The organism is Aeromicrobium endophyticum (assembly GCF_003586285.1).
Lineage (GTDB): Bacteria > Actinomycetota > Actinomycetes > Propionibacteriales > Nocardioidaceae > Aeromicrobium > Aeromicrobium endophyticum.
In genome coordinates this window covers 581,429-607,431 of the sequence record NZ_QUBR01000001.1, presented here as the reverse complement: position 1 = coordinate 607,431, position 26,003 = coordinate 581,429, and the positions used below count along the sequence as shown (strand labels likewise).

21 protein-coding genes and 1 riboswitch are annotated in these 26,003 nt (G+C 68.1%); of the genes, 14 read left to right on the top strand and 7 right to left on the bottom strand.

Annotated elements, in window-relative coordinates:
• Positions 1-9: 9 nt before the first annotated feature.
• A complete protein-coding gene (locus DX116_RS03025; RefSeq protein ID WP_119702713.1) occupies positions 10-603 on the bottom strand; it encodes a TetR/AcrR family transcriptional regulator in 594 nt (197 codons plus the stop codon).
• Between the two features lie 65 nt (positions 604-668).
• On the opposite strand from DX116_RS03025, the gene DX116_RS03020 reads away from it, so the two are divergent.
• The 3 genes from DX116_RS03020 to cobF all read left to right on the top strand — a co-directional run bounded on the left by DX116_RS03020 (position 669) and on the right by cobF (position 6,593).
• Entirely contained in the window at positions 669-2,105 is a 1,437-nt protein-coding gene (locus DX116_RS03020; RefSeq protein WP_199715908.1) for an MDR family MFS transporter, read from the top strand.
• Between the two features lie 21 nt (positions 2,106-2,126).
• A riboswitch (cobalamin riboswitch) is annotated at positions 2,127-2,197 on the top strand.
• A gap of 44 nt (positions 2,198-2,241) precedes the next feature.
• The gene (gene cobN / locus DX116_RS03015; protein WP_119702711.1) at positions 2,242-5,844 is read left to right on the top strand and encodes a cobaltochelatase subunit CobN; all 3,603 of its coding nucleotides are present in this window, start codon (positions 2,242-2,244) and stop codon (positions 5,842-5,844) included.
• Entirely contained in the window at positions 5,841-6,593 is a 753-nt protein-coding gene (cobF, locus tag DX116_RS03010) for a precorrin-6A synthase (deacetylating) (protein ID WP_119702710.1), read from the top strand. Before cobN ends, cobF begins: the two co-directional genes overlap by 4 nt.
• Positions 6,594-6,834: 241 nt before the next feature.
• On the opposite strand, the gene drt3b is transcribed toward cobF, so the two are convergent.
• Together drt3b and drt3a are read right to left on the bottom strand one after the other, a co-directional pair.
• Positions 6,835-8,922 (bottom strand): antiviral reverse transcriptase Drt3b, encoded by a 2,088-nt coding sequence (gene drt3b, locus DX116_RS03005; protein ID WP_119702709.1) that lies wholly within the window; start codon positions 8,920-8,922, stop codon positions 6,835-6,837.
• Positions 8,915-10,246 carry an antiviral reverse transcriptase Drt3a gene (drt3a, locus tag DX116_RS03000; RefSeq protein WP_199715907.1) on the bottom strand — a complete coding sequence of 444 codons (1,332 nt, stop codon included), beginning with the start codon at positions 10,244-10,246 and terminating at the stop codon, positions 8,915-8,917. Before drt3a ends, drt3b begins: the two co-directional genes overlap by 8 nt.
• Positions 10,247-10,616: 370 nt before the next feature.
• Here drt3a and DX116_RS02995 point away from each other — a divergent pair, with 370 nt between their 5' ends.
• Complete coding sequence (locus tag DX116_RS02995) at positions 10,617-11,747, top strand: HNH endonuclease signature motif containing protein (protein WP_119702707.1); 1,131 nt, start codon at positions 10,617-10,619, stop codon at positions 11,745-11,747.
• Here the strand turns inward: DX116_RS02995 and DX116_RS02990 are convergent, their stop codons facing one another.
• Positions 11,748-12,518 carry a helix-turn-helix transcriptional regulator gene (locus DX116_RS02990; RefSeq protein ID WP_147393558.1) on the bottom strand — a complete coding sequence of 257 codons (771 nt, stop codon included), beginning with the start codon at positions 12,516-12,518 and terminating at the stop codon, positions 11,748-11,750.
• 134 nt (positions 12,519-12,652) lie between these two features.
• On the opposite strand from DX116_RS02990, the gene DX116_RS02985 reads away from it, so the two are divergent.
• Positions 12,653-13,663, top strand: a complete 1,011-nt coding sequence (locus DX116_RS02985) for an ABC transporter substrate-binding protein (RefSeq protein WP_119702705.1) — start codon at positions 12,653-12,655, stop codon at positions 13,661-13,663.
• Between the two features lie 3 nt (positions 13,664-13,666).
• Here the strand turns inward: DX116_RS02985 and DX116_RS02980 are convergent, their stop codons facing one another.
• Complete coding sequence (locus DX116_RS02980) at positions 13,667-14,146, bottom strand: SRPBCC family protein (RefSeq protein ID WP_119702704.1); 480 nt, start codon at positions 14,144-14,146, stop codon at positions 13,667-13,669.
• A 65-nt stretch (positions 14,147-14,211) separates the two neighbouring features.
• Here DX116_RS02980 and DX116_RS02975 point away from each other — a divergent pair, with 65 nt between their 5' ends.
• Genes DX116_RS02975 through DX116_RS02965 form a run of 3 tightly spaced genes read left to right on the top strand, consistent with a single transcriptional unit; the run spans position 14,212 to position 16,270 of the window.
• Positions 14,212-14,838 carry a vitamin K epoxide reductase family protein gene (locus DX116_RS02975; RefSeq protein ID WP_119702703.1) on the top strand — a complete coding sequence of 209 codons (627 nt, stop codon included), beginning with the start codon at positions 14,212-14,214 and terminating at the stop codon, positions 14,836-14,838.
• Positions 14,839-14,897: 59 nt separating this feature from the next.
• Positions 14,898-15,287 carry a MerR family transcriptional regulator gene (locus DX116_RS02970; RefSeq protein ID WP_119702702.1) on the top strand — a complete coding sequence of 130 codons (390 nt, stop codon included), beginning with the start codon at positions 14,898-14,900 and terminating at the stop codon, positions 15,285-15,287.
• Positions 15,284-16,270: an aldo/keto reductase gene (locus DX116_RS02965; protein ID WP_119702701.1), complete on the top strand. Its 987-nt coding sequence runs from the start codon at positions 15,284-15,286 to the stop codon at positions 16,268-16,270. The genes DX116_RS02970 and DX116_RS02965 overlap by 4 nt, the downstream gene beginning before the upstream one ends.
• Here DX116_RS02965 and DX116_RS02960 read toward each other — a convergent pair.
• Positions 16,260-16,751 carry an FBP domain-containing protein gene (locus tag DX116_RS02960; RefSeq protein ID WP_119702700.1) on the bottom strand — a complete coding sequence of 164 codons (492 nt, stop codon included), beginning with the start codon at positions 16,749-16,751 and terminating at the stop codon, positions 16,260-16,262. The genes DX116_RS02965 and DX116_RS02960 overlap by 11 nt on opposite strands.
• A gap of 75 nt (positions 16,752-16,826) precedes the next feature.
• Here DX116_RS02960 and DX116_RS02955 point away from each other — a divergent pair, with 75 nt between their 5' ends.
• Entirely contained in the window at positions 16,827-17,399 is a 573-nt protein-coding gene (locus tag DX116_RS02955) for a TetR/AcrR family transcriptional regulator (RefSeq protein ID WP_119702699.1), read from the top strand.
• Here DX116_RS02955 and DX116_RS02950 read toward each other — a convergent pair.
• Positions 17,396-18,031 (bottom strand): DUF2461 domain-containing protein, encoded by a 636-nt coding sequence (locus DX116_RS02950; RefSeq protein ID WP_119702698.1) that lies wholly within the window; start codon positions 18,029-18,031, stop codon positions 17,396-17,398. The two genes, DX116_RS02955 and DX116_RS02950, sit on opposite strands and share 4 nt — an antisense overlap.
• Before the next feature lie 225 nt (positions 18,032-18,256).
• Here DX116_RS02950 and DX116_RS02945 point away from each other — a divergent pair, with 225 nt between their 5' ends.
• From DX116_RS02945 to DX116_RS02925, 5 genes are all read left to right on the top strand, one after another.
• Positions 18,257-19,693: a pyridoxal phosphate-dependent decarboxylase family protein gene (locus DX116_RS02945; protein ID WP_199715906.1), complete on the top strand. Its 1,437-nt coding sequence runs from the start codon at positions 18,257-18,259 to the stop codon at positions 19,691-19,693.
• The gene (locus DX116_RS02940; RefSeq protein ID WP_119702697.1) at positions 19,693-21,003 is read left to right on the top strand and encodes a lysine N(6)-hydroxylase/L-ornithine N(5)-oxygenase family protein; all 1,311 of its coding nucleotides are present in this window, start codon (positions 19,693-19,695) and stop codon (positions 21,001-21,003) included. Before DX116_RS02945 ends, DX116_RS02940 begins: the two co-directional genes overlap by 1 nt.
• Positions 21,000-23,342, top strand: coding sequence for a GNAT family N-acetyltransferase (locus DX116_RS02935; RefSeq protein ID WP_119702696.1), 2,343 nt, complete (start codon positions 21,000-21,002; stop codon positions 23,340-23,342). The genes DX116_RS02940 and DX116_RS02935 overlap by 4 nt, the downstream gene beginning before the upstream one ends.
• Positions 23,343-23,478: 136 nt before the next feature.
• A complete protein-coding gene (locus tag DX116_RS02930) occupies positions 23,479-25,458 on the top strand; it encodes a penicillin acylase family protein (RefSeq protein WP_119702695.1) in 1,980 nt (659 codons plus the stop codon).
• Positions 25,455-25,964 (top strand): GNAT family N-acetyltransferase, encoded by a 510-nt coding sequence (locus DX116_RS02925; protein ID WP_119702694.1) that lies wholly within the window; start codon positions 25,455-25,457, stop codon positions 25,962-25,964. The genes DX116_RS02930 and DX116_RS02925 overlap by 4 nt, the downstream gene beginning before the upstream one ends.
• The last annotated feature ends 39 nt before the right edge of the window (positions 25,965-26,003 follow it).

Sequence of the window (26,003 nt, the reverse complement as noted above, 5' to 3'; positions counted from 1 at the left end):
CGCCCTCCGTCACGGCAGCGGCCGGACGAGGGGCAGGAAGATCGTGTCGACGATCTCGGCCGCGACCTCTTCCGGCACCGGCTTGAGCGTCATCATCGCCTCGTGCCGGAACAGCGCGAACGGCAGGTCGATGATGCGCGGGGTCAAGCGGTCCGGGTCGACCTCGCCGCGGGCGACGGCTCGCTCGACGGCCTCCTCCGTCCTGCTGCGCGATCCGCCGAGCAGCAGCTCGCGCAGGTCGGCCGGGGAGGTGCCCGACTCCTCGAAGTAGCCACCCAGGTGCACCATCAGCATCGCCGCGAGGTTGAGGCGGTGACGGGAGGCGTACACGAGCTGTTCGATCAGGTCGCCCCGCAGGCTGCCGGTGTCGGGGGCCGGGCGGATGGTCCGGTCGGAGACGTGACGCACGGCCGCGCGCAGCAGCTCGTGCTTGTCGGCCCACCGACGGTAGACGACGGGCTTGCTGGTGCCGGCCCGCTCGGCGACTGCGTCGATCGTGAACGCGGCGTAACCGCCCTGGGTCAGCTGCTCCCACGCGGCGTCCAGCAGGGCGTTCTCCAGCTCCGCGCCACGACGTCGTCTGGCCGGCTGCTCAAGATCCATTTGCGTATCTTATCTGATCGTCCTATCGTGCTAAGAAACCAATCCGTTTCTAAATGAGGACGCTCATGAGCACTCGAACCGCGACGGCGAAGCCGCCCGCCGAACCGATCGATCCAGAGACCAAGCGCATCGCGCTGGCGATCGTCGTGGGCGGGCTGACCGTCATCCTCGACACCACCATCGTCAGCGTCGGGCTGCGCGACCTGGCGAGCTCGCTCGACACCTCGATCGACACGATCCAGTGGGTCAGCACCGCGTACCTGCTCGCGATGTTCGTCTCGATCCCGCTGGCGGGATGGGCTCAGAGCCGCGTCGGCGGCAAGCGTCTGTGGCTCGCTGCGCTGACGGTGTTCATCGGTGCCTCGGCCCTGTGCGCCGTCGCGTGGGATGCACCCAGCCTCATCGCCTTCCGAGCCCTGCAGGGGCTCGGCGGCGGCATCATGATGCCGCTGATGTCGACGCTGGTGATGCAGGCCGCGCACGGCAAGAACCTCGGCCGGATCATGGCGGCAGTCAGCCTGCCGGCGGCCCTCGGACCGATCCTCGGTCCCGTCCTCGGCGGGCTGATCCTCAACGACCTGTCGTGGCAGTGGCTGTTCCTCGTGAACGTCCCGCTCGGCGCGATCGGGCTGCTGCTCGCATGGCGCATGCTGCCGGCGGGGGAGCGCGGTCGGCGGGTGTCGCTGGACGTCGTCGGGCTCGCGCTGGTCTCCCCGGGTGTCGTCGCCGTGATCTTCGGGCTCAGCCGGGTCGCCGACGCGGGCGGCTTCGGCCAGGCGCAGGTGCTGGTGCCCGTGATCGGCGGGCTCGTCCTGGTCGCGGCGTTCGCGGTCTGGGGGCTTCGACGTGGTGACGAGGCGTTGATCGACGTCCGCCTGTTCCGCCACCGGGCGCTGACGATGTCGTCGCTGCTGCTGTTCCTGACCGGTATCGCGCTGTACGGCTCGATGCTGCTCCTGCCGCTGTACTGGCAGGAGGTGCGTGGCCAGGACGCGCTCGGCGCCGGGCTGATGCTGATCCCGCAGGGTGTGGGGGCGCTGGCCTCGCGGGGGCTGGCCGGACGTCTGACGGACTCGGTCGGCGGGCGCTGGGTCGCGGTCGGCGGCTTCGCGCTCATGGCGATCGGCACGGTTCCGTTCGCGTTCTCCACCGAGCACACGAACGAGTGGTGGCTCGGCGCGACGCTCGTGGTGCGCGGCCTGGGGCTCGGGGCCGTCATGATCCCCCTGATGACCGGCGCCTACGTCGGGCTGCAGCGGCACGAGATGCCCGATGCGAGCATCGTGACCCGCGTCGGTCAGCAGGTCGGCGGCTCGTTCGGCGTCGCGGTGCTGGCGGTGATCCTGGCGGCCGGCACGACCGGAGCAGCCTCGACCGGCGATCTCGCAGGCGCGTTCGACCGGGCTTTCTGGTGGGCCACGGGGTTCACGGTGCTGGCAGCCGTGCTGTCCTTGCTGCTGCCGCGCCCCGAGCGGTCCACGGCCCAAGCTCCGGCCCGGTAGGCTGACGGCACTTCCACGACGCAGGAATCCGGTGCGAGTCCGGAGCGGTTCCGCCACTGTGTGCCCTCGCGAGAGGGCCCAGCCAGACACTGCGTGGAGCAACCCACCAGACGGGGCGAGAACCCCGAGGAGGAACATGACGCGCATCGCGCTGCTGTCCACGTCCGACACCGACCTGCTCTCGGCGAGGGCGTCGGGGGCCGAGTACCTGTACGCCAACCCGTCCCGCCCCAACCACACCGAGATGGCCGAGGCGCTCGAGAAGGCCGACCTGATCGTCGCCCGCATCCTCGGCTCGCCGCAGGACCTGTGCTCGGGCTTCTGGCGCATCCGCGACATCGGCAAGCCGATCGTCGTCCTCGGCGGCGAGCAGACGCCCAGCGCCGAGCTGATGGAGCAGTCGACCGTCCCGATCGGCGTCGCGGCCGACGCGCACGTCTACCTCGCCGAGGGCGGGCCCGAGAACCTCAAGCAGCTGCACGCCTTCCTCTCCGACACCGTCCTGCTGACCGGCGAGGGCTTCGAGCCGCCGGCCGTCCTCCCGGAGTGGGGCCTGGCGGCCCGCTTGCCCGTCGAGCCTGTCGAAACGTCGGTCGCGAAGCCCCGCATCGGCGTGCTCTACTACCGGGCGCACGAAGCGTCCGGCAACAGCGGCTTCGCGCACTCGCTGGCCAACTCGATCGACGCGACCGGCGAGGCCGTCGGCGTCCCGATCTTCAGCTCGTCGCTGCGCGCCGCCCCCGACGAGCTGTTCGCCGAGCTCGCCAATCTCGACGCCCTGATCGTCACGGTGCTCGCGGCCGGCGGCACCAAGCCGGGCACCGTCAGCGCCGGTGGCGACGACGAGTCGTGGGACGTCGCGCGCATGAAGGCGCTCGACATCCCGATCCTGCAGGGTCTGTGCCTGACGTCGAGCCGCGAGGACTGGGAGGCGTCCGACGACGGCGTCACCCCGCTCGACTCGGCCAACCAGATCGCCATCCCCGAGTTCGACGGTCGCATCATCACCGCGCCGTTCTCGTTCAAGGAGATCGACGAGGACGGCCTGCCCCGCTACGTCGCCCACGACGAGCGCAGCGCCCGCGTCGCCGGCATCGCGATCGCCCACGCCCGACTGCGGCACCTGCCGGCCGCCGACAAGAAGATCGTGCTGATGCTGTCGGCCTACCCGACCAAGCACAGTCGCGTCGGCAACGCCGTCGGACTCGACACCCCCGCCTCGACCATCCGCCTGCTGCGCGAGATGCGCGACGCCGGCTACGACCTCGGCGCGCCGGGAGAGATCCCGGGCCTCGAGATGGACGACCTCACCGAGGCCGGCGACGCGCTGATCCACGCGCTCATCGCGGCCGGCGGTCAGGACGAGGAGTGGCTGACGCAGGTGCAGCTCACCGAGAGCCACGTGCGCATCCCCGCCGCGCAGTACGCCGGCTGGTTCGAGAACTTCCACCCCGACCTGCGCGGCGCGATGCTCGAGGCCTGGGGCCCTGCGCCGGGCAAGCTGTTCGTCAACGACGAGCAGGAGATCGTGCTGGCGACGATCCGCGCCGGCAACGTCATCCTGATGATCCAGCCGCCCCGCGGCTACGGCGAGAACCCCGTCGCGATCTACCACGACCCCGACATGGCGCCCTCGCACCACTACCTGGCCGCCTACCGCTGGGTCGAGGAGGCGTTCGGCGCTCACGCCGTCGTGCACCTCGGCAAGCACGGCTCGATGGAGTGGCTGCCGGGCAAGAACGCCGCGCTGTCGGCCGCGTGCGGCACCGACGCCGCGATCGGCAACCTGCCGCTGATCTACCCGTTCCTCGTCAACGACCCGGGCGAGGGTGCGCAGGCCAAGCGCCGCGCCCACGCCACGATCGTCGACCACCTCATCCCGCCGATGGCGCGTGCCGAGAGCTACGGCGACATCGCCAAGCTCGAGCAGCTGCTCGACGAGTACGCCAACATCGCCGCGATGGACCCGGCCAAGCTGCCGGCCATCCGCTCGCAGATCTGGACGCACATGCGGGCGGCCGAGATGCACCGCGACCTGGGCCTCGACGACATCCCCGACGAGGACGACTTCGACGACTTCATCTTCAACGTCGACGGCTGGCTGTGCGAGATCAAGGACGCGCAGATCCGCGACGGCCTGCACGTGCTGGGCCAGGCGCCGGCGGGAGAGGCACGGGTCAACCTCGTGCTGTCGATCCTGCGCGCCAGCCAGATCTGGGGCGGCGAGACCGGTGCCGTCCCCGGCCTGCGATCCGCGCTGGGTCTCAAGGAGGGCGACGGCCACATCGGCGCGATCGACCAGATCGAGGAGCAGGCTCGCTCGCTCGTCCTCGCCATGGAGGACGCCGACTGGTCGCCCTCCGCGGCTGCGGCCCTCACCGACGTGCCCGAGGTCGTCCAGGTGCTCGAGTTCGCCGCCACCGAGGTCGTCCCGCGGCTGGCCAAGACCACCGACGAGCTCGACCACGTGCTGCACGCGCTCGACGGGGGGTTCATCCCCGCCGGGCCGTCGGGCTCGCCGCTGCGCGGGCTGGTCAACGTCCTGCCGACGGGTCGCAACTTCTACACCGTCGACCCCAAGGCCGTCCCGTCGCGGCTCGCGTGGGAGACCGGACGCTCGATGGCCGACTCGCTGATCGAGCGCCACCTGAACGACACGGGGGAGTACCCGCGATCGGTGGGCCTGTCGGTGTGGGGCACGTCCGCGATGCGCACGTCCGGCGACGACATCGCCGAGGTGCTCGCGCTGATCGGCGTCGAGCCGCAGTGGGACCCGGCCTCGCGCCGCGTCAACGACCTGCGCGTCGTGCCGCTCGACGAGCTGGGACGCCCTCGCATCGACGTCACGGTGCGCATCTCGGGCTTCTTCCGTGACGCGTTCCCGCACGTCATCGCGATCCTCGACGACGCGATCCGTCAGGTCGCCGAGCTCGACGAGCCCCTCGACCAGAACTTCGTCCGGGCCCACGCGCAGGCCGACCTGGCCGAGCACGGCGACGCGCGCCGGTCCACCACCCGCATCTACGGCTCGAAGCCGGGCTCGTACGGCGCGGGCATCCTGCAGGTCATCGAGGCCGGCAACTGGAAGAACGACGACGACCTCGCCGAGGTCTACACGGCGTGGGGCGGCTTCGCCTACGGACGCGACCTCGACGGCGCCCCGGCGGCCGACGACATGCGCGCCAACTACAGGCGCATCGCGGTCGCGGCCAAGAACATCGACACCCGCGAGCACGACATCGCCGACTCCGACGACTACTTCCAGTACCACGGCGGCATGGTCGCGACGGTGCGCGCGCTGACGGGCCAGGACCCCAAGGCGTACGTCGGCGACTCGACCTCGCCCGATGCCGTCCGCACCCGCACGCTTCAGGAGGAGACGACCCGGGTGTTCCGCGCCCGCGTCGTCAACCCGCGCTGGATCGGCGCGATGCAGCGGCACGGCTACAAGGGCGCGTTCGAGCTGGCCGCGACTGTCGACTACCTGTTCGGCTTCGACGCCACGACCGGCGTCGTCCACGACTGGATGTACGAGACGCTCGCCAACGAGTACGTGCTCGACGAGACCAACCAGGAGTTCATGAAGAAGTCGAACCCCTGGGCGCTGCGCGGCATCATCGAGCGGCTCAACGAGGCCGTCGACCGCGACCTGTGGGCCGAGCCCGACGCCGACGTGCTCGCACGGATGCAGCAGGTGTACCTCGACATCGAGGGAGACCTGGAGGACCGTCAGGCATGACCCGCCGTATCCGCGTCATCGGCATCGGGGCCGGTCACCCCGACCAGGTGACGATCGAGGCCGTCCGGGCGCTGCGCTCGGTCGACTTCTTCGTCACGGCCGACAAGCCGCGCAAGGATGGGGCCGACGACCCGTTGCTGGCGGCTCGCGAGGCGCTGCTGGCCCGGCACCTCGACGTCGTCCCGCCGGTCATCGCGGTGCGCGACCCCGAGCGCGACCGCTCGCCCGACGACTACGACCAGGCCGTCGTCGACTGGCACGACGCGCGGGCCGCGGCCTACGAGCAGGTGCTGCTCGAGCACGAGGGCGACGTCGGCTTCCTGGTGTGGGGCGATCCCGCGTTCTTCGACTCCACGATTCGCATCGTCGAGAAGGTGCTCGCGCGCCGCAAGGTCGAGGCCGAGTGGGACGTCATCCCGGGCATCTCGAGCCTGCAGATGCTCGCCGCGCGCCACCGCATCGTGCTGCACGACATCGGTCAGCCGATCCTGGTGACAACGGGCCGGCGCCTGCACGAGGCCAAGGAGTCCGGCGCCGACAACATCCTCGTCATGCTCAACTCGACGATCGATCTCGAGGGCTTCGAGACGTGGGACATTTGGTGGGGCGCCAACCTCGGCACCGCCGACGAGCGCCTGGTCAGCGGCCCGGTCGTCGAGGTCGCGGTCGACGTGCTGACCGCCCGCATCGACGTCAAGACCAAGGTCGGCTGGATCATGGACGTGTATCTGTTGCGTCAGCGTTCCTAAATCTGTCGGCCCTCGCCGCAGGTGACCATAGCTCGCGGCCGGACCGTCGCTCTATCGGTGCGGCTTATCCAGTCGTACGGGGATCAACAATCCACACGTGCTCTGGTCGGCGCCGCTGGTTGAACCAGAACTGTGCCGGAGATAGACGGTCTCACCGCGACTAAAAATTAGGTGGGGTGGGGTACTCGATTACCACCCCTGCGCTGGTGTGTGACGGTAAACCGCCGTGCGAGGCGCCTGCTCAGTATACCTCTTGCACCCGCTTGTACAGGAGTTCTGCATGAAGGTCTTCTATGTTCCAGTTGGTGAACCATCGATCCTGGCTCTGGCTAACTAGCAAAGCTTCTGCTCGGCTCTTGACTCCATACAGTCTCAAAATTTGGTACTTCGTATCTGCCGAGATGGCTGGCGCGGCTAGCACGTTCAGAACCAGCAAGGGCTGCTCTGCTTCTCGTCGTCCACGGGATTCCAGGTCAATGCAACGTGCAACGATCCAAGCTTCAATCGCGCGAAGTATCGGCATGTATTGGGAATTGCCGGTCACGAACCGAAGTAGGTCGCTTACGATTAGCACGTTGTACCAATCAGGCAAATGAAAGTGGCTGCCGACCGCTGAGATTCCTGCGAAGTCGCACAGTGATGGGAGGCTAATTGCGTACTCGTCGCCAAGTTCTGCGAGTAGTGTTAGCAGATAAAGGCTTTCAACTGATGCTTCCTGGGTCAGCGGATTTCGGTTTAGCTGAATCGTTAGTTCGGTGGATATTAGGTCGTCGAGCCGGCCACGATCATCTAATGAGCATTCGGTCGTCTTGGCCGCCTTTCGGCAAAGCGAGACGAGTCGTGCCAATTTGATCGCGGGGCCCACGCGGGGCGACCCGCCATAGACGTAGAACGCGAATTCAACGGCCGCATGCAGTGCCGCCATAAAGTTTCGACGGTTATAAAACGCGCACCGTTCCCGGTCCGCAGGCGTTGGCACTTTCAGTCGTTGACTGTCGACGTTCAGAAACTTCTCAATCTCGAACTCCAGCCGGGTCTCGATCAGCGCCAAACACGAATTGACTAGATCTAGCGGATTGAGATCCGTCTCACGAAGCGTGGTTTTGTAGGCGGAAATCATACTGTTAGCTGAGGATCGGAAGTCTACGTATCCTTCAATGGATGAGCCGTGCACCACGTCGACGTGCAAGCACAGTCGATCCTCTAGATCTGACCAAAGCCGACCTTTGGCGACTGATAAGGCCGAGATGAAAGGCGTGGTGTTGATTTCTTCTTTTGCTGAGTTGAGGTGGAATCGAAATGGGCGAAGACAGTCCTCAAGTGTTCTGACGATGTGATCCCGTTGGTCGGTATCGCGCATGAACACGAAATAGTCATCCACGTAACGCAAGATCTCGTAGTCCCGACCCTGAAGAATCCCGTCAGCGCGCAAGGACTCTTCGACATCAGAATCGACTCGCTGAAGAATAATCTCAGCGAAGATCCGTGAGACTTCTGGACCGATCAGAATGCCATGCGTCTCGTTATCGTTCATCGCGCGAATCCGGGTATCAAATTCGTCTGCGAATGAGCGCGGGGTGCCCTTCGGCGGATGCTGACGAAGTCCCAGTTTCGAAGAGTTTTTTCCGAAGACTGCCCAAGCTATCGAATGCGTGTAGACGCTATCAAAACACTTTGTCACATCTAGTCGCAACAGGTGGCCAAATTTCTTCTCATGGCGTCGATACTCGGGCGATTCGTAGAATTTGTAAACGTTGTCGAAGCGCCGATACACAAAGTACGAACGTAAACGGGCATACTCCCGATCTTCGGCCTCGACGGACCCTCCAGGCGCCGACTTCAATTCAGAGAAAACGCTGTCGTTGAATGTTGTATAACGCGCGATTCGACTTGGGTGACGGATCGAGAAGGGGCTCGTGCTGGTGTGCAGGAGAAGGAGGCTTCGGAACTGGTCATAGAAGTCGACCAGACCGATTTGCGACGCAGGATGAGCGATGGACAGAGCCCGTGACTGGTTCGCCTTGTGTCTTACCAAGAACTGAAATGGGACAGTCGATGCCTCAACGCTTTTGGTTGGAATCGAGTAGCCACCGCCAGGCAGTGGCTGGACGTCGGTATCAGACCCGAAGATGATTTTGAGCACGACGGCCATCTCTGGATGTGTCCCGCTGAAATGGACGCGTGACTCGTGGCGTTGCATCTTTGCGGCGATAAGGAATTTATAGAGTCCGAGGTTGTCGAATCCCACAGGGACTTCGTAAGGAAGAATCTCGGAGACCACGACCCGGGCAGGCGTATGCTTTACGTCCACGCGATGTTTTCTAGGCATTCCGCCACACCGTCACAATCCCTTGAAGTTGTCTAGGAGAAAAATTGTGGTATCTGCGGTTTTCAATCCCGTCCGCAAATGTGAATGTTCCGAGAGCAGCTTTGGCAGTTTGGTCAAGCGTGAGGTTATTTACGCCCTTGCGAAGATGCTTGTCGAGCCGTACGAATGCCGGCGTCGCCGCCGTGATTAGTGGATTCGAAAAATGGCTTCCTATGAGCGCTTGGCGCTTATTGTTCACAAGCCGTGTATTTCCAGTCAAGAACTTGAGGCGTTCGTGAAGCGCTGGGAGTGCTCGTGGATCCTTGGCGTTGCTCTCAAAGGTTGCAAGCGAAGCATCAATCTTTTCACGGTACCGTTTTGCTCGTTTCTTTGAGATGTCGACCGTTGTACAGCCGGGTTCAAACTCGATTTGGTAGCCCAAGAAGGTCAGGCGTTGTGATGCGCCGGGAGGTCCGGAGGTGGATAGGTAATTCGTTTTTCCGGCATTCATAACGAGTCCTGCGCGCTTCACTGCGTCTCGGACGCCCTTCTTTCGAGACTCAAGGCTCGGATTGAATGAGTCGTTTACGAATATCAGCAGAATGTCATCTACGTAGCGGGCGTAGAGCAACACCCCGCCCATTTTTGCCAGGTCCCGATCCAGAGGGGTGAGGAACGCTTCGGCGAGAGTTGCCGACAGGGCCAGTCCTCGAGGTAGACCGGCAGTCTTGCCTGTTGCAGCCGAGTATTCATCCAAGAGTTGTCGGACCAGTCGTCGAGTCGTCGCCGAGAGACGGCCGGAATTTGTCAAGAACTGAATAAGCGCCTGATGCTGGATGCTCTCGTAGAATTGTCGCAAATCCGTTCGGCCAATTAATTTTGGCGTGCCGTCCTGGAGGGTTCGGACGATCTGCTCGACGATTAAGTTCCTGTTCGCCGGCCGCACATTAAACGCTCTTCGAATGTTCCACTCAACCTGTCGGCTGGTGAAATAGATTGCGGGGTCGCTAAGGTCAATCTGATAGGTCTGACGCCCTCGGACTAGTGCGCCAGTTCGAAGCCGGTATTCGAATGAGCCGTCGTCGATCTGGGCGCTGACCTTGACACTTAGGTCGAGAAGCCGAGCCTTCAGTTCGGAGCGTCTTTGCTTACGCAATTCGCGGATCGCGTCTGCCGTTGCTGTACTGGCGGGACGCGGCCCTCCAGCGATCGTCGCGGATCCAGACGCAACTTGGTGGAGACGTATTTGTTGTGTGAGGCTGGCTACTTCCGGGAAGAAACCCAGAAGGTCTTCACCACGGCGAGTCCGAAGATCCCAGATGCGACGAAAGTTGTCATACGACAAGCTCTGATCCATAAGACCGGGACTCTTTCGGTAGACGTAGCGTTCAATGAGTGGTGGCTCGGGACACGTTAAATCCCCACAACCTACCGCCCGTAGGGTTCACGTTGAGCGCAGTCCTGGAGATATCGGAATTGAGGGACAGCCAGTCGAACGACGTTGGCCCCGCCGCCGATTGGCTCACGCCGTGGCGCGTCCGTGGGCGTCCGCCAAGGTAAATGCCAGTTGCTGATGCACTGCTGGCACGGTGCAGCCGATCGCGGGGATAGGGCTGCGGAGGGGGCAAGAGTGCCAGGAGAACGACTTTCACGTTTGTGCACACTCTCTCGTTGCGGCGGAAAAGGGTGTCGGTGGTGGTGTCTAGGTTGGATGTATGGCCACCACTTCAGCTGTCGCGACCGAGGTCTTGACTGACCTCGTGCGGGAGCGGGCGCGTGCTGAGACGCGGGAGGTCGTGGCGATGCTCGACTATCGCGATGCCGAGCTGGAGCGGATCGCCGCGTCGGACGAGTCGCCGATGAAGAAGCACAACGAGCGCGGGTCCGTCGCGTTGACGATCGCTGGGGCCTCCGCCACGAGCGAGGGGCAGGTGCAGTACCGACTGTCGTTCGCCGGCACGGTCCGCGACCAGTCGCCGACGACGTGGGGCGCGTTCCTCGACGGACGGATCGACCTGGCGCGGGTGCGCGAGATCGGCAGCACGATCGACCAGCTCAAGCGGGCCGAATCGGTGCACCGTCTCGACCGACGAGTCGTCGGCTACGCCGAGACCCACACGGTCGCCGAGCTTCGCGCGTGGTTGAAGGCGTTCGTCCGCCGGGTCGAGGCCGACCTGGCAGTCGAACGTGCCGACGACGAGCGCAAGAAGCGGCACGTGTCAGTCACGCACGGCGACGACTCGATGGGATGGCTCAACGCCTACCTGCCGTCGCACGAGCTCGCCGCCATCGAAGACCGCTACCGCAAGGCCGCCCGCGGCATCACCGATCCCGAGGACGAGCGGACACTTGCGCAGCGCGAGGCCGACCTGCTGGTCGCGTGGTGCACCGAGTCGGATGCTGCATCGTCAGCCATCGACGCGAACATCGCCGTCACCGTCGGCGCCGACGTGCTGGCCGGGTTCGTCCCCGGCTTCGCCGAGTCGGCCGACGGTCGCTGGGGCGTCCCGGCCGCGTGGATCGCCGCCGTTGTCGGCTCCGGCAACAGTTTCTGGCACCGCATCGTGGTCGACCCGATCACCGACGACGTCTTGGCGCACGAGTACATCGGCCGAGTGGCCCCCGACATCCTCAAGATCGCGTTGCAGTTCCTCCACGGGACGTGCCAGAGCCCCGGGTGCATGGTGCCGGCGAAGTTCTGCGACTACGACCACCGCATCCCGTTCCCCGAAGGTCCGACCACGGGAGATAACCTCGGGCCGCTCTGTCGAAGACACCACGGCTACAAAGGCCACGGCCTGCTGCACTGGACCACCAGACTCCAGCCGGAGAGCCCGGCAGCATGATCACCTCAACCGGCGACGGTACCTCTCGGGCGTCGTGCCGAACTCTGCCCTGAACGAGGCGATGAAACCGCTGGACGTCCGATAGCCGACGGCTTCGGCGACCAGATGAACCGGCTCCCCGGCGACGATCAGCGCCGCGCCTGCGTTCAACCGCGCCAGGGTGCGCCACCGCCCGAACGTGCACCCCGTGTCGCGGACGAACGCCCGCATCAGCGTGCGCGCGCTGACACCCGCGCCCGACGCCCACGCCTCGATGCCTCGCGGGTCACCCGGGGCGCGCAGGATCTGCTCGGCCACGGATCGAGCATGCGGATCGGTCGGCAACGTCATCGAGTCGAAGAGGTCGGTGGCGTCGGCCATGAGATCGACGTAGAGGGTCCAGCACAGGTGGCGGCGGCCAGGGTGAGGGGCGTCGTCGGCGAGGTGCTCGACGAGAGCACTCAACAGACGATCGGTGCGCAGCACCCTGGCCCGCGACCACGACGGATCGGCCGGCCGAAGATCGACGTTCGCGTAGAGGCTCAGCAGGTCGGCGCCGGCCCGCAGTGCGACGTCGTGCACGACGCCGGCCGGCACCCACACCATCGCGCCGGCGTGAAGGTTCCAGCGGACCCCGGCGACCGTGATCTCACCCGTGCCCTGGCGCATCCAGGCGAGGTGGTCCTCGGCGTGCGTGTGTGGCTCGAACCACGACTCCGCGGCGACAAGGGAGTGGACCGCCCAAAATTCTGACGGTGTCAGCTGGGCGACATCGTCGAGCCGATCGGGCACGTTGCCGCCTTCAGGTGTCGCTGAGTGGACGCCAAGGTGTCAGTGCAGATGCACTGGCGTCATGTCATCTGGATTGTACAACAGCCTAGGCTTACCTAATCTGGCCGAGACCTCCCCCCGTCGAAAGGCCCCCCGTGTCCCTGCGCTCCCGCCGTCTTGCCCTGCCCGCCGTCGCCACGGGCCTGCTCATGATCGCGTTGTCGGCGTGTGGGTCGAGCGCCTCTGACGACAGGAGTCGTGACGCCGCGTCGGGCTCCGCGGCCTTCAGCTACACCGACGGTCGCGGCGAGACCGTCAAGCTGGACGAGGTCCCGCAGCGCATCGTCGCCAGCGAGCAGGCCGCCGCCGGCCTCATCCCGTACGGCATCCACCCGGTCGGGGTGTGGGGAGCCGGTCCGCTGAAGGACAGCTTCACCCTCGAGGGTCTTGACCTGAAGGGCGCCGAGAGCGTCGGCCAGGCCTACGGAAAGGTCGACGTCGAAAAGGTCGTGGGGCTCAAGCCCGACCTGATCATCACCGGCGCCTACCCCGGCGACTTCCTCGGCGGCCTGGGTGCCAAGGACGCCAAGGTCGTCACCGACCTGCAGAAGGTCGCACCGATGGCTGCCGTCTCTGCCACGGGCACGGCATCGGAGTCGCTCATCGAGTACCGCAAGCTCGCCCAGCTGCTCGGAGCCGACGTGGAGGGAGCCCAGATCGACGCGGACCGCGCCGACTTCGACAAGGCGGTCGCCGACCTCAAGGCCGCGATCGCCGCAAAGCCCGACGTCACAGTGCTGGCCGTCTCGCCCGCGGCCGAGTTCTTCGTGGCCATCACGGACGAGTTCCCCGAGCTGCGCGACTACCAGGACTGGGGGCTGACCTTCATCGAGTCCGACGTCGCCCGCACCCCCGGATCGGGCTCCTTCGCGCCCGTCAGCTGGGAGAACGCCGGAGACTTCGATCCCGACCTGATCCTGCTCGACCAACGGCCGTACGCGTACAGCCTCGACAAGATCCGCTCGGACTACCCGACCTGGTCGTCGATCGACGCCGCGCGGGACGGGCGGATCGTGGGCTGGACGACGGACGCCACGCTCAACTACGCGAGCTACGCGAAGCAGATCCGCGAGCTGGCCGAGGCCATCGAGGGCGTCGACTCCTGACGGTCACCCCCGCGGGTAACCTCGCCTGACCGTCCGGTCGAGGATGCCCAGCGTGCCGCTGAGCGCCGTCTCCGACACCACCGGGAAGACGCCGCTCGCGCGCGCCCGCTCGGTGATGTCGGACCAGTCGTAGAACGACGTCACCCGCGTGCCACCGTCGACGGGCTCGAGCCGGTAGCCGTAGACGTGGCCCATGCCCGGCCTCACCCGTCCGAGGATCGTCCACGAGATCAGCCGGTCGGGCTCGAAGTCGCGGATCGTCACCGTGACGTCGTACTTGCCGTAGTCGGGGATGTCGTTCAACGACTCGCGGTCCATGTGGACGACGAACGTGTCGCCGGCCGCCGTCACGCGATCGCCGTCGGCGTCCTGCAGCATCCCGGTCGCATCGATCGCCACGTGTCCCTGCGGGTCGGTCAGCACCGCGAAGACGTCGGCCGGCGGGGCAGGGATGAAGCGGTCGGTCTCGATGCGGTCAGCCATGGCTCGATCGTGACAGCCGCGCCAAGGCACCCCGGGTGGTTCCGCCGCCTTGCTAGGGTTCAGCCATGCCGACCAGCCTCGAGACCGATCACGATCCGGACGTCATCGCGTCCTCGCCGTGGGAGACCACCGTCGGCTGGGTCATGGCCGTCGGCGGCGCCATCGGCATGTTCGCGGCGTTCGTGCTGTCGGCCGACAAGGTCGGTCTGCTGCAGGCACAGATCGACGGCACGCAGAAGAACCTGGGATGCGACCTCAGCGCCTTCGTGAGCTGCTCGTCGGTCATTGCATCGTCGGAGTCCGAGGCGTTCGGCTTCCCGAACTCGTTCATCGGCATCGCGGGCTTCGCGGGTGTGCTGATGCTCGGCGTGCTCGTGATCGCCAAGGTCGAGCTGCCGCGCTTCATCTGGGCGGGTCTGCAGGTCGGCGTGCTGTTCGGCATCGGCTTCGTCACCTGGTTGCAGTACCAGAGCATCTACGACATCGGGAAGCTCTGCCCCTACTGCATGGTCGTGTGGACCGTCATGATCCCGATCTTCGTCAACGTCACCGCCGCCAACCTGCGCCGCTTCGTGCCCCAGGCCGCGATCACCCGTTTCGTCTCGAACTGGACGCTCATGATCGTCCTGCTCTGGTACGTCGTGATTGCGTCGGCCATCTGGTTCAAGTTCGGCGAGACCCTCTGGGCCTGATCCGGCCTCGGTCTGCTTCGGCTTGACCTGGAGCGCGCTCCAAGGGTCATGCTGGAGTCATGACAGTGACCGAAGCGCCCTCTGAGGGCATGACGATCAGCGCTGCCGCCGAGGCGAGCGGGCTGAGCGTCGACACGCTGCGCTACTACGAGAAGGAGGGCCTGACCCTCCACCGTCCCGAACGGTCCTCGTCGGGGCAGCGCCGCTACACCGAGCAGAACGTCGCCTGGCTCGGCACGCTCGTGATGCTGCGGCGCACGGGCATGCCCATCCGCGACATCAAGAAGTTCGTCGAGCTCTACCGCGTCGACGGCAGCGAGGCCGACCGGCTCGCGATCCTCGAGGCCCATCGGCGTCACGTCATCGAAGAGCTCGCCGAGGTGCAGACGCACCTCGAGGCGATCAATCGCAAGATCGACTACTACAACGAGAAGGTGATGGGTCGATGAAGACCACAGCATGGGGAAGCCAGGGCCTCGAGGCCGGCGTCGAGGGACTCGGCGCGATGGGGATGTCGGCGTTCTACGGCGAGCGCGACGACGAGGAGTCGGCCGCGACGCTGCACCGCGCGCTCGACCTGGGCGTCAGCCTGATCGACACCGCCGAGATGTACGGCCCGTTCCTCAACGAGCAGCTGATCGGCCGGACGATCGGCAGCCGCAGCGACGAGTACGCCATCGCGACCAAGACCGGCGTCGAGATCACCGACGACGGCGAGCGGCGCGGGCCCAACGGCTCGCCGGCCTACCTGCGCACGGCGCTCGAGCGGTCGCTGCGCCACCTCGGCCGCGACACGATCGACCTGTACTACATCCACCGCGTCGACCCGAACGTCCCGATCGAGGAGACGTTCGGCGCGATGGGCGAGTTCGTCACGGAGGGCAAGGTCAAGTACCTCGGCATCTCCGAGGCCGCTCCCGAGACCATCCGTCGGGCCCACGCGACGCACCCGCTCAGCGCGGTGCAGACCGAGTACTCGCTGTTCGAGCGCACTCCCGAGGTCAACGGCGTGCTCGACACGACCCGTGAGCTCGGTATCGCCTTCGTCGCCTACTCGCCGCTCGGTCGTGGGCTGCTGACCGGCGCGATCGCGTCGGCCGACCAGCTCGACGCCGACGACTTCCGCCGCAGCAACCCGCGGTGGGCCGACGACAACCTCGAGGCCAATCTCGCCGTCGTGCAGGGCATCCGCTCGATCGCCGAGGCCAAGGGCGTCACGCCTGGCCAGCTCGCCCTCGCGTGGGTGCTGCACCAGGAGGGCGTCGTCGCGATCCCCGGCACCAAGCGCCGCACCTACCTCGAGGAGAATGTCGCGGCCGCCGACATCGAGCTGACCGCCGACGACCTCGCAGCCCTCGACGAGGTGGCTCCGGTCGGCGTCGCGTCCGGTGAGCGCTACCCGGAGGCGGGCATGAAGGGCGTCAACCTCTAGGGCTCAGGACGCGCGTGACGAAGTCGCGCAGGCGCTCGACGAGCTGCTCCTGGCGGTCGTCGGGTCTGCCTGACACCGACACCTGGTGCTCCTTGAGCGGTTCGCGCACGCGCAGGGAGCAGTCGAAGTCGGTGCAGAGGCAGAGGCCGACGGAGTCGCCCGCACGTCCGCGCGCGCCAGCCCTCGTCGCCACGACGAGGGCTGCGCCGTCGGGCGCGTCGACGCTGTGGCACAGGTCGCACATCGTCTTGCGGGTGCGGCCGCCTGGCGCGCTGGGCAGCCGCAGCTCGATCGCCACGAGCTCGTCGCCTTCGACCACTAGGTAGGCGCGGCGCGGGGCCCTCGGGTCGACCCAGCCGAGGAAGTCGCGATCGTCCGACCGCGGGGGAGGCCAGGCGGCGGGCAGGCTCATGGATGCCGCTCGGCTGCGCGACGTGTTGACGAAGGCACGCCGTACGGCGGCCTGCTCCGGAATCTGCATGTCGCGCCTCTCTCAACTGCTCAAACCTATAGACTTTAGGCAAAGTGACCTCATCTATAGGAAGCGGGCGACATCGTGGCACGAGCAGGACTCTCGCCCGAGCGAGTGACCGCGGCCGCCGCCGATCTGGCCGACGAGGTGGGGCTCGACCAGGTAAGGGTCTCGGAGGTCGCCCGCGGGTTCGGGGTCAAGACCGCGAGCCTGTACTCGCACGTCTCCGGATCGCACGACCTGCGCCTGCGCATCGCGCTGCTCGCGCTGCACGAGATGGCCGAGCTGGTCACCGAGGCGGTAGTCGGACGGGCCGGACGCGACGCGCTCGGCGCCTACGCCGACGTCTACCGCACGTACGCCCGCGCGCATCCAGGTCGCTATGCCGCAAGCCAGCTGCGCCTCGACGCCGAGACCGCCGCCCGCAGCGACGGCGCCCGGCACGCCGCCGTCGCGCGCGCCATCCTTCGGGGCTACGACGTCGAGGGTGACGAGCAGCCCCATGCCGTCCGGCTGCTGGGCAGCACCATCCACGGCTACGTGACGCTCGAGCTGGGTGGCGGGTTCAGCCACAGCGCGCCCGACACCGACGTGACGTGGACGCGCGTGCTGGACGCGCTCGACGCCCTGCTCCGCAGCTGGCCGGAGCCGGCCTAGGCCCGTGCGTGGCGCTGGACCCACTCGACGAAAGGTGTCGCCGCCCGCCAGTCCGCGCGCACCTGCTCGACCAGCTCGGGGGTGTGGATGACCGGCTCGAAGCCGTAGGCCTTGCCCAACGTCATCGACTTGTGGCGCAGCAGCTCGATGCGCGGGTGGTCGGCGTCGTAGCCGCGGGGCGACGTCTTGAGCCGGTCGCCGCCGAGCTCCCACCCGGATGACGTCAGGGTGGCCAGGATGTCCTCGAGCTCGGCTCCCCGTCGCTGCTCGACGATCGCCTCGCGGATGCTCGCGAGCCGCGGACCCGACGCCTCGTAGTAGCCCACCCCGACCCGCACGCCGGGGGCGCCGACTTGCACGTAGTAGCCCGTCGACGGCCCCTTGGCGACGAAGGCGCCCTGGTGCGTCTTGTAGGGCGTCTTGTCCTTCGCGAACCGCACGTCGCGGTACGGGCGGAAGATCTTGGCATCGCCGAACTCGTCGGCCAGCGCCGCCGTCAGCGCCTTCATGGGTGCCGCGACGGCCGTCGCGTAGACCTCGCGGTGGGCCTCCCAGAAGGTCTTGGTGTTGTCCATCTCGAGGTCGTCGTAGAAGTCGAGGGCGGCCTCGGGGAATCCGGAGAACTCGTGCATCGTGACGAGCCTACGACTGCCGATTGCACCCCACCCTCCAGGGCGGTGGATGCGCCACCGTATGAGCCGAGAAATCGCTGTATTCGGTGGAGCACGCACCGCTCGGTCGGGGCGAGGCGGCGTGAGGTCGGGCGCGGGCCGGTGTGAGGGATGTCGCAGGAGGTTGCTCTCCGGCCCAAGTGTCAGGTTAGGTAAGGCTGTCCTAATCGAACTCGGGGAGTCATCGTGCGTCAACACCTGTTCAACGCCACCAACATCGGACGCTACCAAGACGAGATGCATCGCGGCGTCGCGGCGGTGGCCGAGCACGTCGCGGGCGTGCGGGGGCCGTGGACCGGTGCGGACGTGGCCACAGTCGCGGCGAAGGTCGACGACGTCGACCTCGACCGTCCGCTCGACGACATGGCTGACGTGCTCGCCGAGGTGCGCTCGGTCTACCTCGACGACGCGGTCTGGTTCCACGAGCCGCGCTACCTCGCCCACCTCAACTGCCCCGTCGTGGTCCCGGCGCTGGTGGCCGAGGTGCTGGTCTCGTCCGTCAACTCCTCGCTCGACACGTGGGACCAGAGCGGCGGCGGGACGCACATCGAGCGCCGCCTGATCCGCTGGACCGCCGACCGCATCGGCCTCGGCCCGGACTCCGACGGCGTGTTCACGAGCGGTGGCACGCAGTCCAACCTGCAGGCGCTGCTCGTGGCCCGCGGCCACGCCTACCTGGCCGGCACGGCCTCGCGCTTCCGGATCTTCGCCTCGCGCGACAGCCACTTCAGCGTGCAGAAGTCGGCCAACATCCTGGGGCTCGGACCCGATGCCGTCGTCACGATCCCGACCGATCGGCGCCGTCGCATGGACCCCGTCGCCCTCGACCGCGCCGTCTGGAGCGCCCGCGCGGCCGGCCACATCCCGATGGCGGTCGTGGCGACGGCCGGCACCACCGACTACGGCAGCATCGACCCGCTCGCCGAGGTCGCCGACGTCTGCGCCCAGCACGGCGTGTGGATGCACGTCGACGCGGCCTACGGCGGCGGGCTGCTCGTGTCGAGGCGCCGGCGCGACCTGCTCGACGGCATCGAGCGGGCCGACTCCGTGACGATCGACTTCCACAAGACGTTCTTCCAGCCCGTCAGCTCGAGCGCCGTCGTGTTCCGCCAGCGCGACGCGCTGCGGCACGTCACGTACCACGCCGACTACCTCAACCCACGGTCGTCCGCTCATCCCAACCAGGTCGACAAGAGCATGCAGACGACGCGCAGGTTCGACGCGCTCAAGCTCTGGATGACGCTGCGGGCGATGGGCGCCGACGCGATCGGCGACTACGTCGACGCCGTCGTCGACCTCGCGTCGGCGGGCCATCGCCTGATGGTCGAGCACCCCGACCTCGAGGTCGTCACGGAGCCGACGCTCAGCACCCTGGTGTTCCGGTTCCGCCCCGACGGGATGTCCGAGGACGACGCCGACGCGGTCAACCCCGGCATCCGCCAGACGATCGCCGGCAGCGGCTCGGCCGTCATCGCCGGCACGCGCTCGGACGGCCGCGCGTGGCTCAAGCTCACGATGCTCAACCCCGACACGACGCTCGACGACCTGCACGCCGTCCTCGCCCTCGTCACCGAGACCGGACACCACCTGCTCGACGACCACGACGTGCAGGAGGTGCGCTGATGCGCACGCACGACTTCGCCGCGATCGGCCTCGGCCCGTTCAACCTGGGGCTGGCCTGCCTCGCCGAGCCCGTCGACGGGTTCGACGGCGTCTTCCTCGAGTCGCGCGAGGAGTTCAGCTGGCACCCGGGCATGATGCTGCAGGACGCCACGCTGCAGGTGCCGTTCATGGCCGACCTCGTGACGATGGCCGACCCGACGTCCCGCTACTCGTTCCTCAGCTACCTCAAGCAGACCGGGCGGCTCTACCCGTTCTACATCCGCGAGAGCTTCTACCCGCTGCGCGCCGAGTACGACGCCTACTGCCGGTGGGCCGCCTCGCAGGTCGAGGGCGTCCGCTTCGGACGTCACGTCGACCGCGTCGAGCACGACGGCGAAGCGTACGTGCTGACGGCCCGGCGCCGCGACGGCAGCACCGAGACCTACCGGGCCGAGCGCCTGGTGCTGGGGACGGGCACGCGTCCGCACGTGCCGTCGGCGGTCAGCGGGCTCGACGGACCGGTCATCCACTCGGCCGACTACCTGACGCACAAGGACGAGCTGCAGCGCCGCAGGTCGATCACGGTCATCGGCAGCGGGCAGAGCGCGGCCGAGGTCTACCTCGACCTGCTCGAGGACATCGACTCGCACGACTACGAGCTGGTGTGGGCCACGCGCTCGCCCCGGTTCTTCCCGATGGAGTACACCAAGCTGACGCTCGAGATGACGTCGCCGGAGTACACGCGCCACTTCCAGGGGCTCCCGGCGGCGACCCGCGACGAGCTGCTGCGCGAGCAGCGGGCGCTCTACAAGGGCATCAGCCGCGACCTGGTCGACGCCATCTTCGACACGCTCTACCGCAAGCGCGTGCACGGCGACGTCCCCACGCGGCTGCTGACCAACACCGAGCTGGTCGACGCGTCGTGGGACGCGGGTCGTGGACGCTACTCGCTCGGCATGCGGCACACCGAGCTCGACGAGCCGCTCGACCTGCAGACCGAGGGTCTCGTGCTGGCGACCGGCTACCGCTCGCAGGTGCCGGCGTTCGTCACGGGCATCGCCGCTCGCATCCGCTTCGACGAGCAGGGACGCTACGACGTCGCTGCCGACTACACGATCGACCACGACGACCAGGAGATCTACGTGCAGAACGCCGAGGAGCACACCCACGGCCTCATCGCGCCCGACCTCGGCATGGGGGCCTACCGCAACTCGATCATCATCCGCGGCATGACCGGCCGCGAGGTCTACCCCGTCGAGCAGCACATCGCGTTCCAGGAGTTCGGGGTGCCGCTCGACCTGGCCCGCCACCCGGCGGAGGTCGGCCGATGACCGCCGCGGACGTGCTGCTGTCGCGCCAGACCGAGATCGGCCGCATCACGATCGAGCCCGTCGACGTCGACCGCGACGGCGACGTGCTGCATGCCTGGGTCACGCACCCGCGCTCGGTGTTCTGGGGCATGCAGCACGCCAGCTCGCAGGACGTGTGGGACGCGTACGCCGCGATCGTCGCCGACCCGCACCACGACGCCTGGCTAGGGCGGGTCGACGGCACCCCCGCCTTCCTCGCCGAGACCTACGACCCCGAGCACAGCGAGCTGGCCGGCCGCTACGACTGGCGGCTCGGCGACATCGGTATGCACGTGCTCGTCGCGCCCACCGACCGTCCGCGCAGCGGGTTCACCTCGGCGGTGTTCCGCACCGTCATGGAGCTGTGCCTCGACGACCCGCGCCGCCAGCGCGTCGTGGTCGAGCCCGACGTCCGCAACGACCGCATCGCCGCGCTCAACGCCGCAGCCGGCTTCGAAATTCTGGGTCAGGTGGCGCTGTCCGACAAGGTCGCCGCCCTGAGCATCTGCACGCGGGAGGCCTTCGAGGCCAGTGCCCTGGCCGGGGGACGGCGCGGCACGGCCGTGGCCGCCGACCACCTGACGGACGAGCCGATGCGCCGGGCCCACCACCTGCTGGTGGCCAAGGCGATCGGCGAGTTCGCCCACGAGCGGCTGATCGATCCGCGTCCGCTGGGCGCCGACCACGAGCTCGTCTCGCCCGACGGCCGCTCGCACTACGTCTTCCACGCCCACCGGTACGACCTCGACCACTGGGTCGTCGGTCCGTGGACGATCCGGCGCACGGTGGACGGCGAGGCCGCGGAGGTCGACGCCCTCGCGTTCGTCGCCGAGCACGCCGAGGCGTTGGGCATCCCCGACGAGCTGCTGCCCACGTACCTCGAGGAGATCAGCAGCACGCTGGCCGGATCGGCCTGGAAGCACGTGCACAGCACGGTCACGTCGCGCGACCTCGTCGGCGCCGACTTCCAGGCCGTCGAGGCCGCGATGACCGAGGGGCATCCGGCCTTCGTCGCCAACAACGGCCGCATCGGCTTCTCGCTCACCGACTACGAGGCGTACGCGCCGGAGACGGGCTCGCGCTTCGCGCTCGTGTGGGTCGCGGCGCGCCGTGGCCTGGCGCACCTGTCGTTGGGGGAGGGGATGCGCGAGGACTCGTTCTACGCCGACGAGCTCGACGCCGCCACGCGCCGGCGCTTCGCCGCGCGCCTGCGCGAGCGCGGCCTCGACCCGTCCGACTACCTGATGATCCCGGTGCACCCGTGGCAGTGGGAGCACAAGATCGCGATCACCTTCGCGGCCGACCTCGGCCGCGGCGACCTCGTGCTGCTGGGCCACGGCGACGACGAGTACCAGGCGCAGCAGTCGATCCGCACGTACTTCAACACGTCCCGCCGAGAGCGCCACTACGTCAAGACGGCGCTGTCGATCCAGAACATGGGCTTCATGCGCGGCCTGTCGCCCCGCTACATGCGTGCGACCCCGGCGATCAACGACTGGGTGGCCGGCCTGGTCGACTCCGACGACGAGCTCGGTGCCACGGGGTTCGGCGTGCTGCGCGAGCGCGCGGCGATCGGCTACACCGGCGACGCGTACCACCGCCTCGGCACCCCGTCCGCGTACACCAAGATGCTCGCCGCGCTCTGGCGCGAGAGCCCCGAGCAGCGGCTCGCCGGCGAGGAACGACTCGCCACGATGGCCTCGCTGCTGCACCGCGACCGCGACGGCGCGTCGTACGCCGTCGCCCTGATCCGGGCGTCGGGACTCGACCCCCACGCGTGGGTGCGGCGCTACCTGCGCGCGTACGTCCGGCCCGTCGTGCACTGCCTGCACCGCTACGAGCTGGCCTTCATGCCGCACGGCGAGAACCTCATCATGGTGCTCGACGGGCACGTGCCGACGCGGGTGCTGATGAAGGACATCGGCGAGGAGGTCGCCGTGATGGGCGACCTCGAGCTGCCCGCGAACGTCGAACGCATCCGTGCGGACGTCCCGGCCGAGGTCAAGGCGCTCTCGGTGCTGACCGACGTCTTCGACGGCTTCCTGCGCTTCCTGGCCGCGATCCTCGCCGAGGACGGGCTGATGTCCACCGACGACTTCTGGTCGCTCGTCGCCGCGACGATCCGCGAGCACCAGGCCGACCACCCCGAGCTGGCCGAGGCGTTCGAGCGCATCGACCTGTTCGCGCCGGAGTTCGCGCACTCGTGCCTCAACCGGCTCCAGCTGCGCGACACTCGTCAGATGGTCAACCTCGCCGACCAGGCCGACTCGCTGCTCTTCGCCGGCACGCTGGTCAACCCGATCGCGCGGTTCCGACCGTGATGACGTTCGCCAGGGAGCGGAGCGACCGTGAGGGCGGAGCCCGAGGCGAACTCTTGCGATCAGACCTGCGTCACATCGCCTCGCTCCGCTCACGGTCGGCCGCGGGCGGCCTCCCTGGCGACCGGGGTCTGGCGCTGTGACCGTCTCGCGGGACGCCTTCGGGGTGCCGACGATCCGTGGCACGTCGATCGACGACCTGGCCTTCGAGCAGGGACGGGCCACGGCCGCCGACCGCGGCGGGCAGATCGAGCTGGACCGGCTGCACGCCGAGGGGAGGACCGCCGAGGTGCGCGGCATCGCGGGGGCCGACTGGGACGCCTTCGCGCGGCGCTCGCTGCTGGCCGAGACGGCGCGCGAGTGCTTCGGGCGCACCGACACCGCGACGCAGCGGTTCTGTGCGGCCTACGTCGCAGGTGTCGAGGCGGGGCTCGCCCACCACCAGCGCCAGCCCGGCACGTGGGCACCGTGGACCCCGATGGGCATCTTCCTGGTGCAGCACGTGCTGTTCGGCGCCTTCCCGACCAAGCTCTGGCGCGCGCGGGTCGTCGCGGCGCTGGGCGACGACGCGCTCGACCTGATCGGCGGCGAGGGCCCGGCGCTGTCGGGCAGCAACGCGTGGGTCGCGGGCGGGGGACGCACCGCGAGCGGCAGCCCGCTGATCGCCGGCGACCCGCACCGCGTGCTGGAGTCGCCGGGCGTCTACCAGCAGGTGCGGCTGGTCTGCCCGGACGTCGACGTGGTGGGCCTGGCGTTCCCGGGGGTGCCGGGCGTCCAGCACTTCGCGCACGCGGGCGACGTCGCATGGGCCATCACCAACGCGATGGCCGACTACGAGGACCTGTTCGTCGAGCAGCTGCGGCGCACCGGCGACGGGGTCGAGGCCCGCGGGGCCGAGGGCTGGTACGCCGCCGACGTCCGGACGGAGTCGATCGACGTCCGCGGAGCCGATCCGCTGGCGGTCGAGATCGTCGTGACGCGGCAGGGCCCGGTGGTGATCGGCGGGCCCGACCAGGGCGAAGGCCTCAGCCTGCGCACGACGGCCCGCGTCGGCCGCGACCTCGGGTTCGGGGCGATCATCCCGCTGCTGCGCGCGACGTCCGTCGACGACGTCGACCGTGCCCTCGACCGGTGGGTCCTCCCGGTCAACAACGTCGTGACGGCCGACCGCACGGGCCGGGCGCTCTACCGTGTCGCCGGACGCGTCCCTCGGCGGGACGAGCAGCACGCCTGGACGGGCTGGGTCGACCCGCTGCCGTCCACCGAGGTCGGGCCCGGCGAGGTGCTGGTGACGGCCAACGAGCGCCGCGGGCCCGAGAGCGACGCCATCGGCCACGAGTTCGCCCCGCCCCACCGGGCCGAGCGTCTGCGGGCGCTGCTGGACGGCCGTGACGACCTGACGGCCGACGATGCGGCAGCGTTCCACGTCGACACCGAGCTGGCCCCGGCGACGCCGTTGCGAGCGCTGCTCGAGCGCGTCGACGGCCTCGGTGAGGCAGCGCAGCGGTTGCGAGCGGACGTCCTCGCGTGGGACGTGCGCATGGAGGCGGGCAGCCCGGGCGCTGCTGCGTTCGCGGCCGTCCGTGGGGCTCTGGTGCGGCGGCTCGCCGACCAGCCGGCGTTCGCCGCCCTCAGGGAGCCGTCGCCGTACCCGGCGTTGTTCGACCCGTGGGTCGACCTGACCGGCCGCCTCGGGCAGGAGCTCGACCGCCTGCTGGGCCGCACCCCCACGCCGTGGGGCATCGACCTGGCGGCGCTCGCGGGTGATGCCCTCGACGAGGTGGCCCTTTCAGGCGTCCCCGACTCGTGGGGTTCGACGCACGTCTGGGCTCCGGCGGGTGTCCCCGCGGTGGCGATGTCGGGCGACACCGAGTGCGTCCTGTCGACGTCGAGCGTCCCGGGCGTCACCGATAGCGTTCTGCGAGGGCCTGTCGCGCGCTACGTGTGGGACCTCGCCGACCGCGACGCCAGTCGGTGGATCGTCCCGCTCGGGACGTCCGAGGACCCGTCGGACCCGCACCACCACGACCAGCTCGAGCACTGGGTCGCCGGGCGACTCGTGCCCGTGCCGGCCCGAGACGACCCGGCCCGAGACGACCCTGCCCAGGAGACCGCATGACCTTCACGCACCGCCCCGTCGACCCGGTCGCGGACCTCGACCTGCTGCACGCGTGGGTGACGGAGCCGAGGGCCGAGTTCTGGGGCATGACGACGTACACCCGCGACGAGGTCGGCGAGGTCTACACGTTCCTCGACGGGCTGACGACCCACCACGCCTACCTCGTGCATCGCGACGACCTGCCGGTCGCGATCTTCCAGACGTACCAGCCGGCGCACGACCCGGTGGGCGAGACGTACGACGTGCAGGAGGGCGACGTCGGCTGCCACCTGTTCGTGGCCCCAGCGGACGTGCCCGAGCCGGGGTTCACCGGGCGGCTGGCGATGTACCTGCTCGGCGTCGTGCTGGCCGATCCCGCGGTGCGGCGCATCGTGGCCGAGCCCGACGTCCGCAACGCGGCCTCGATCGCGCGGGCCGAGCGGATCGGCCTGCAGCGCGGCGACGTCGTCCAGCTGCCCGACAAGACCGCCCAGCTCGCCTTCATCACCCGAGCCGCGCTGGAGTGACGCCGCAGGAGCGGTGAGTTCTCCACCGAACGCCCGGAG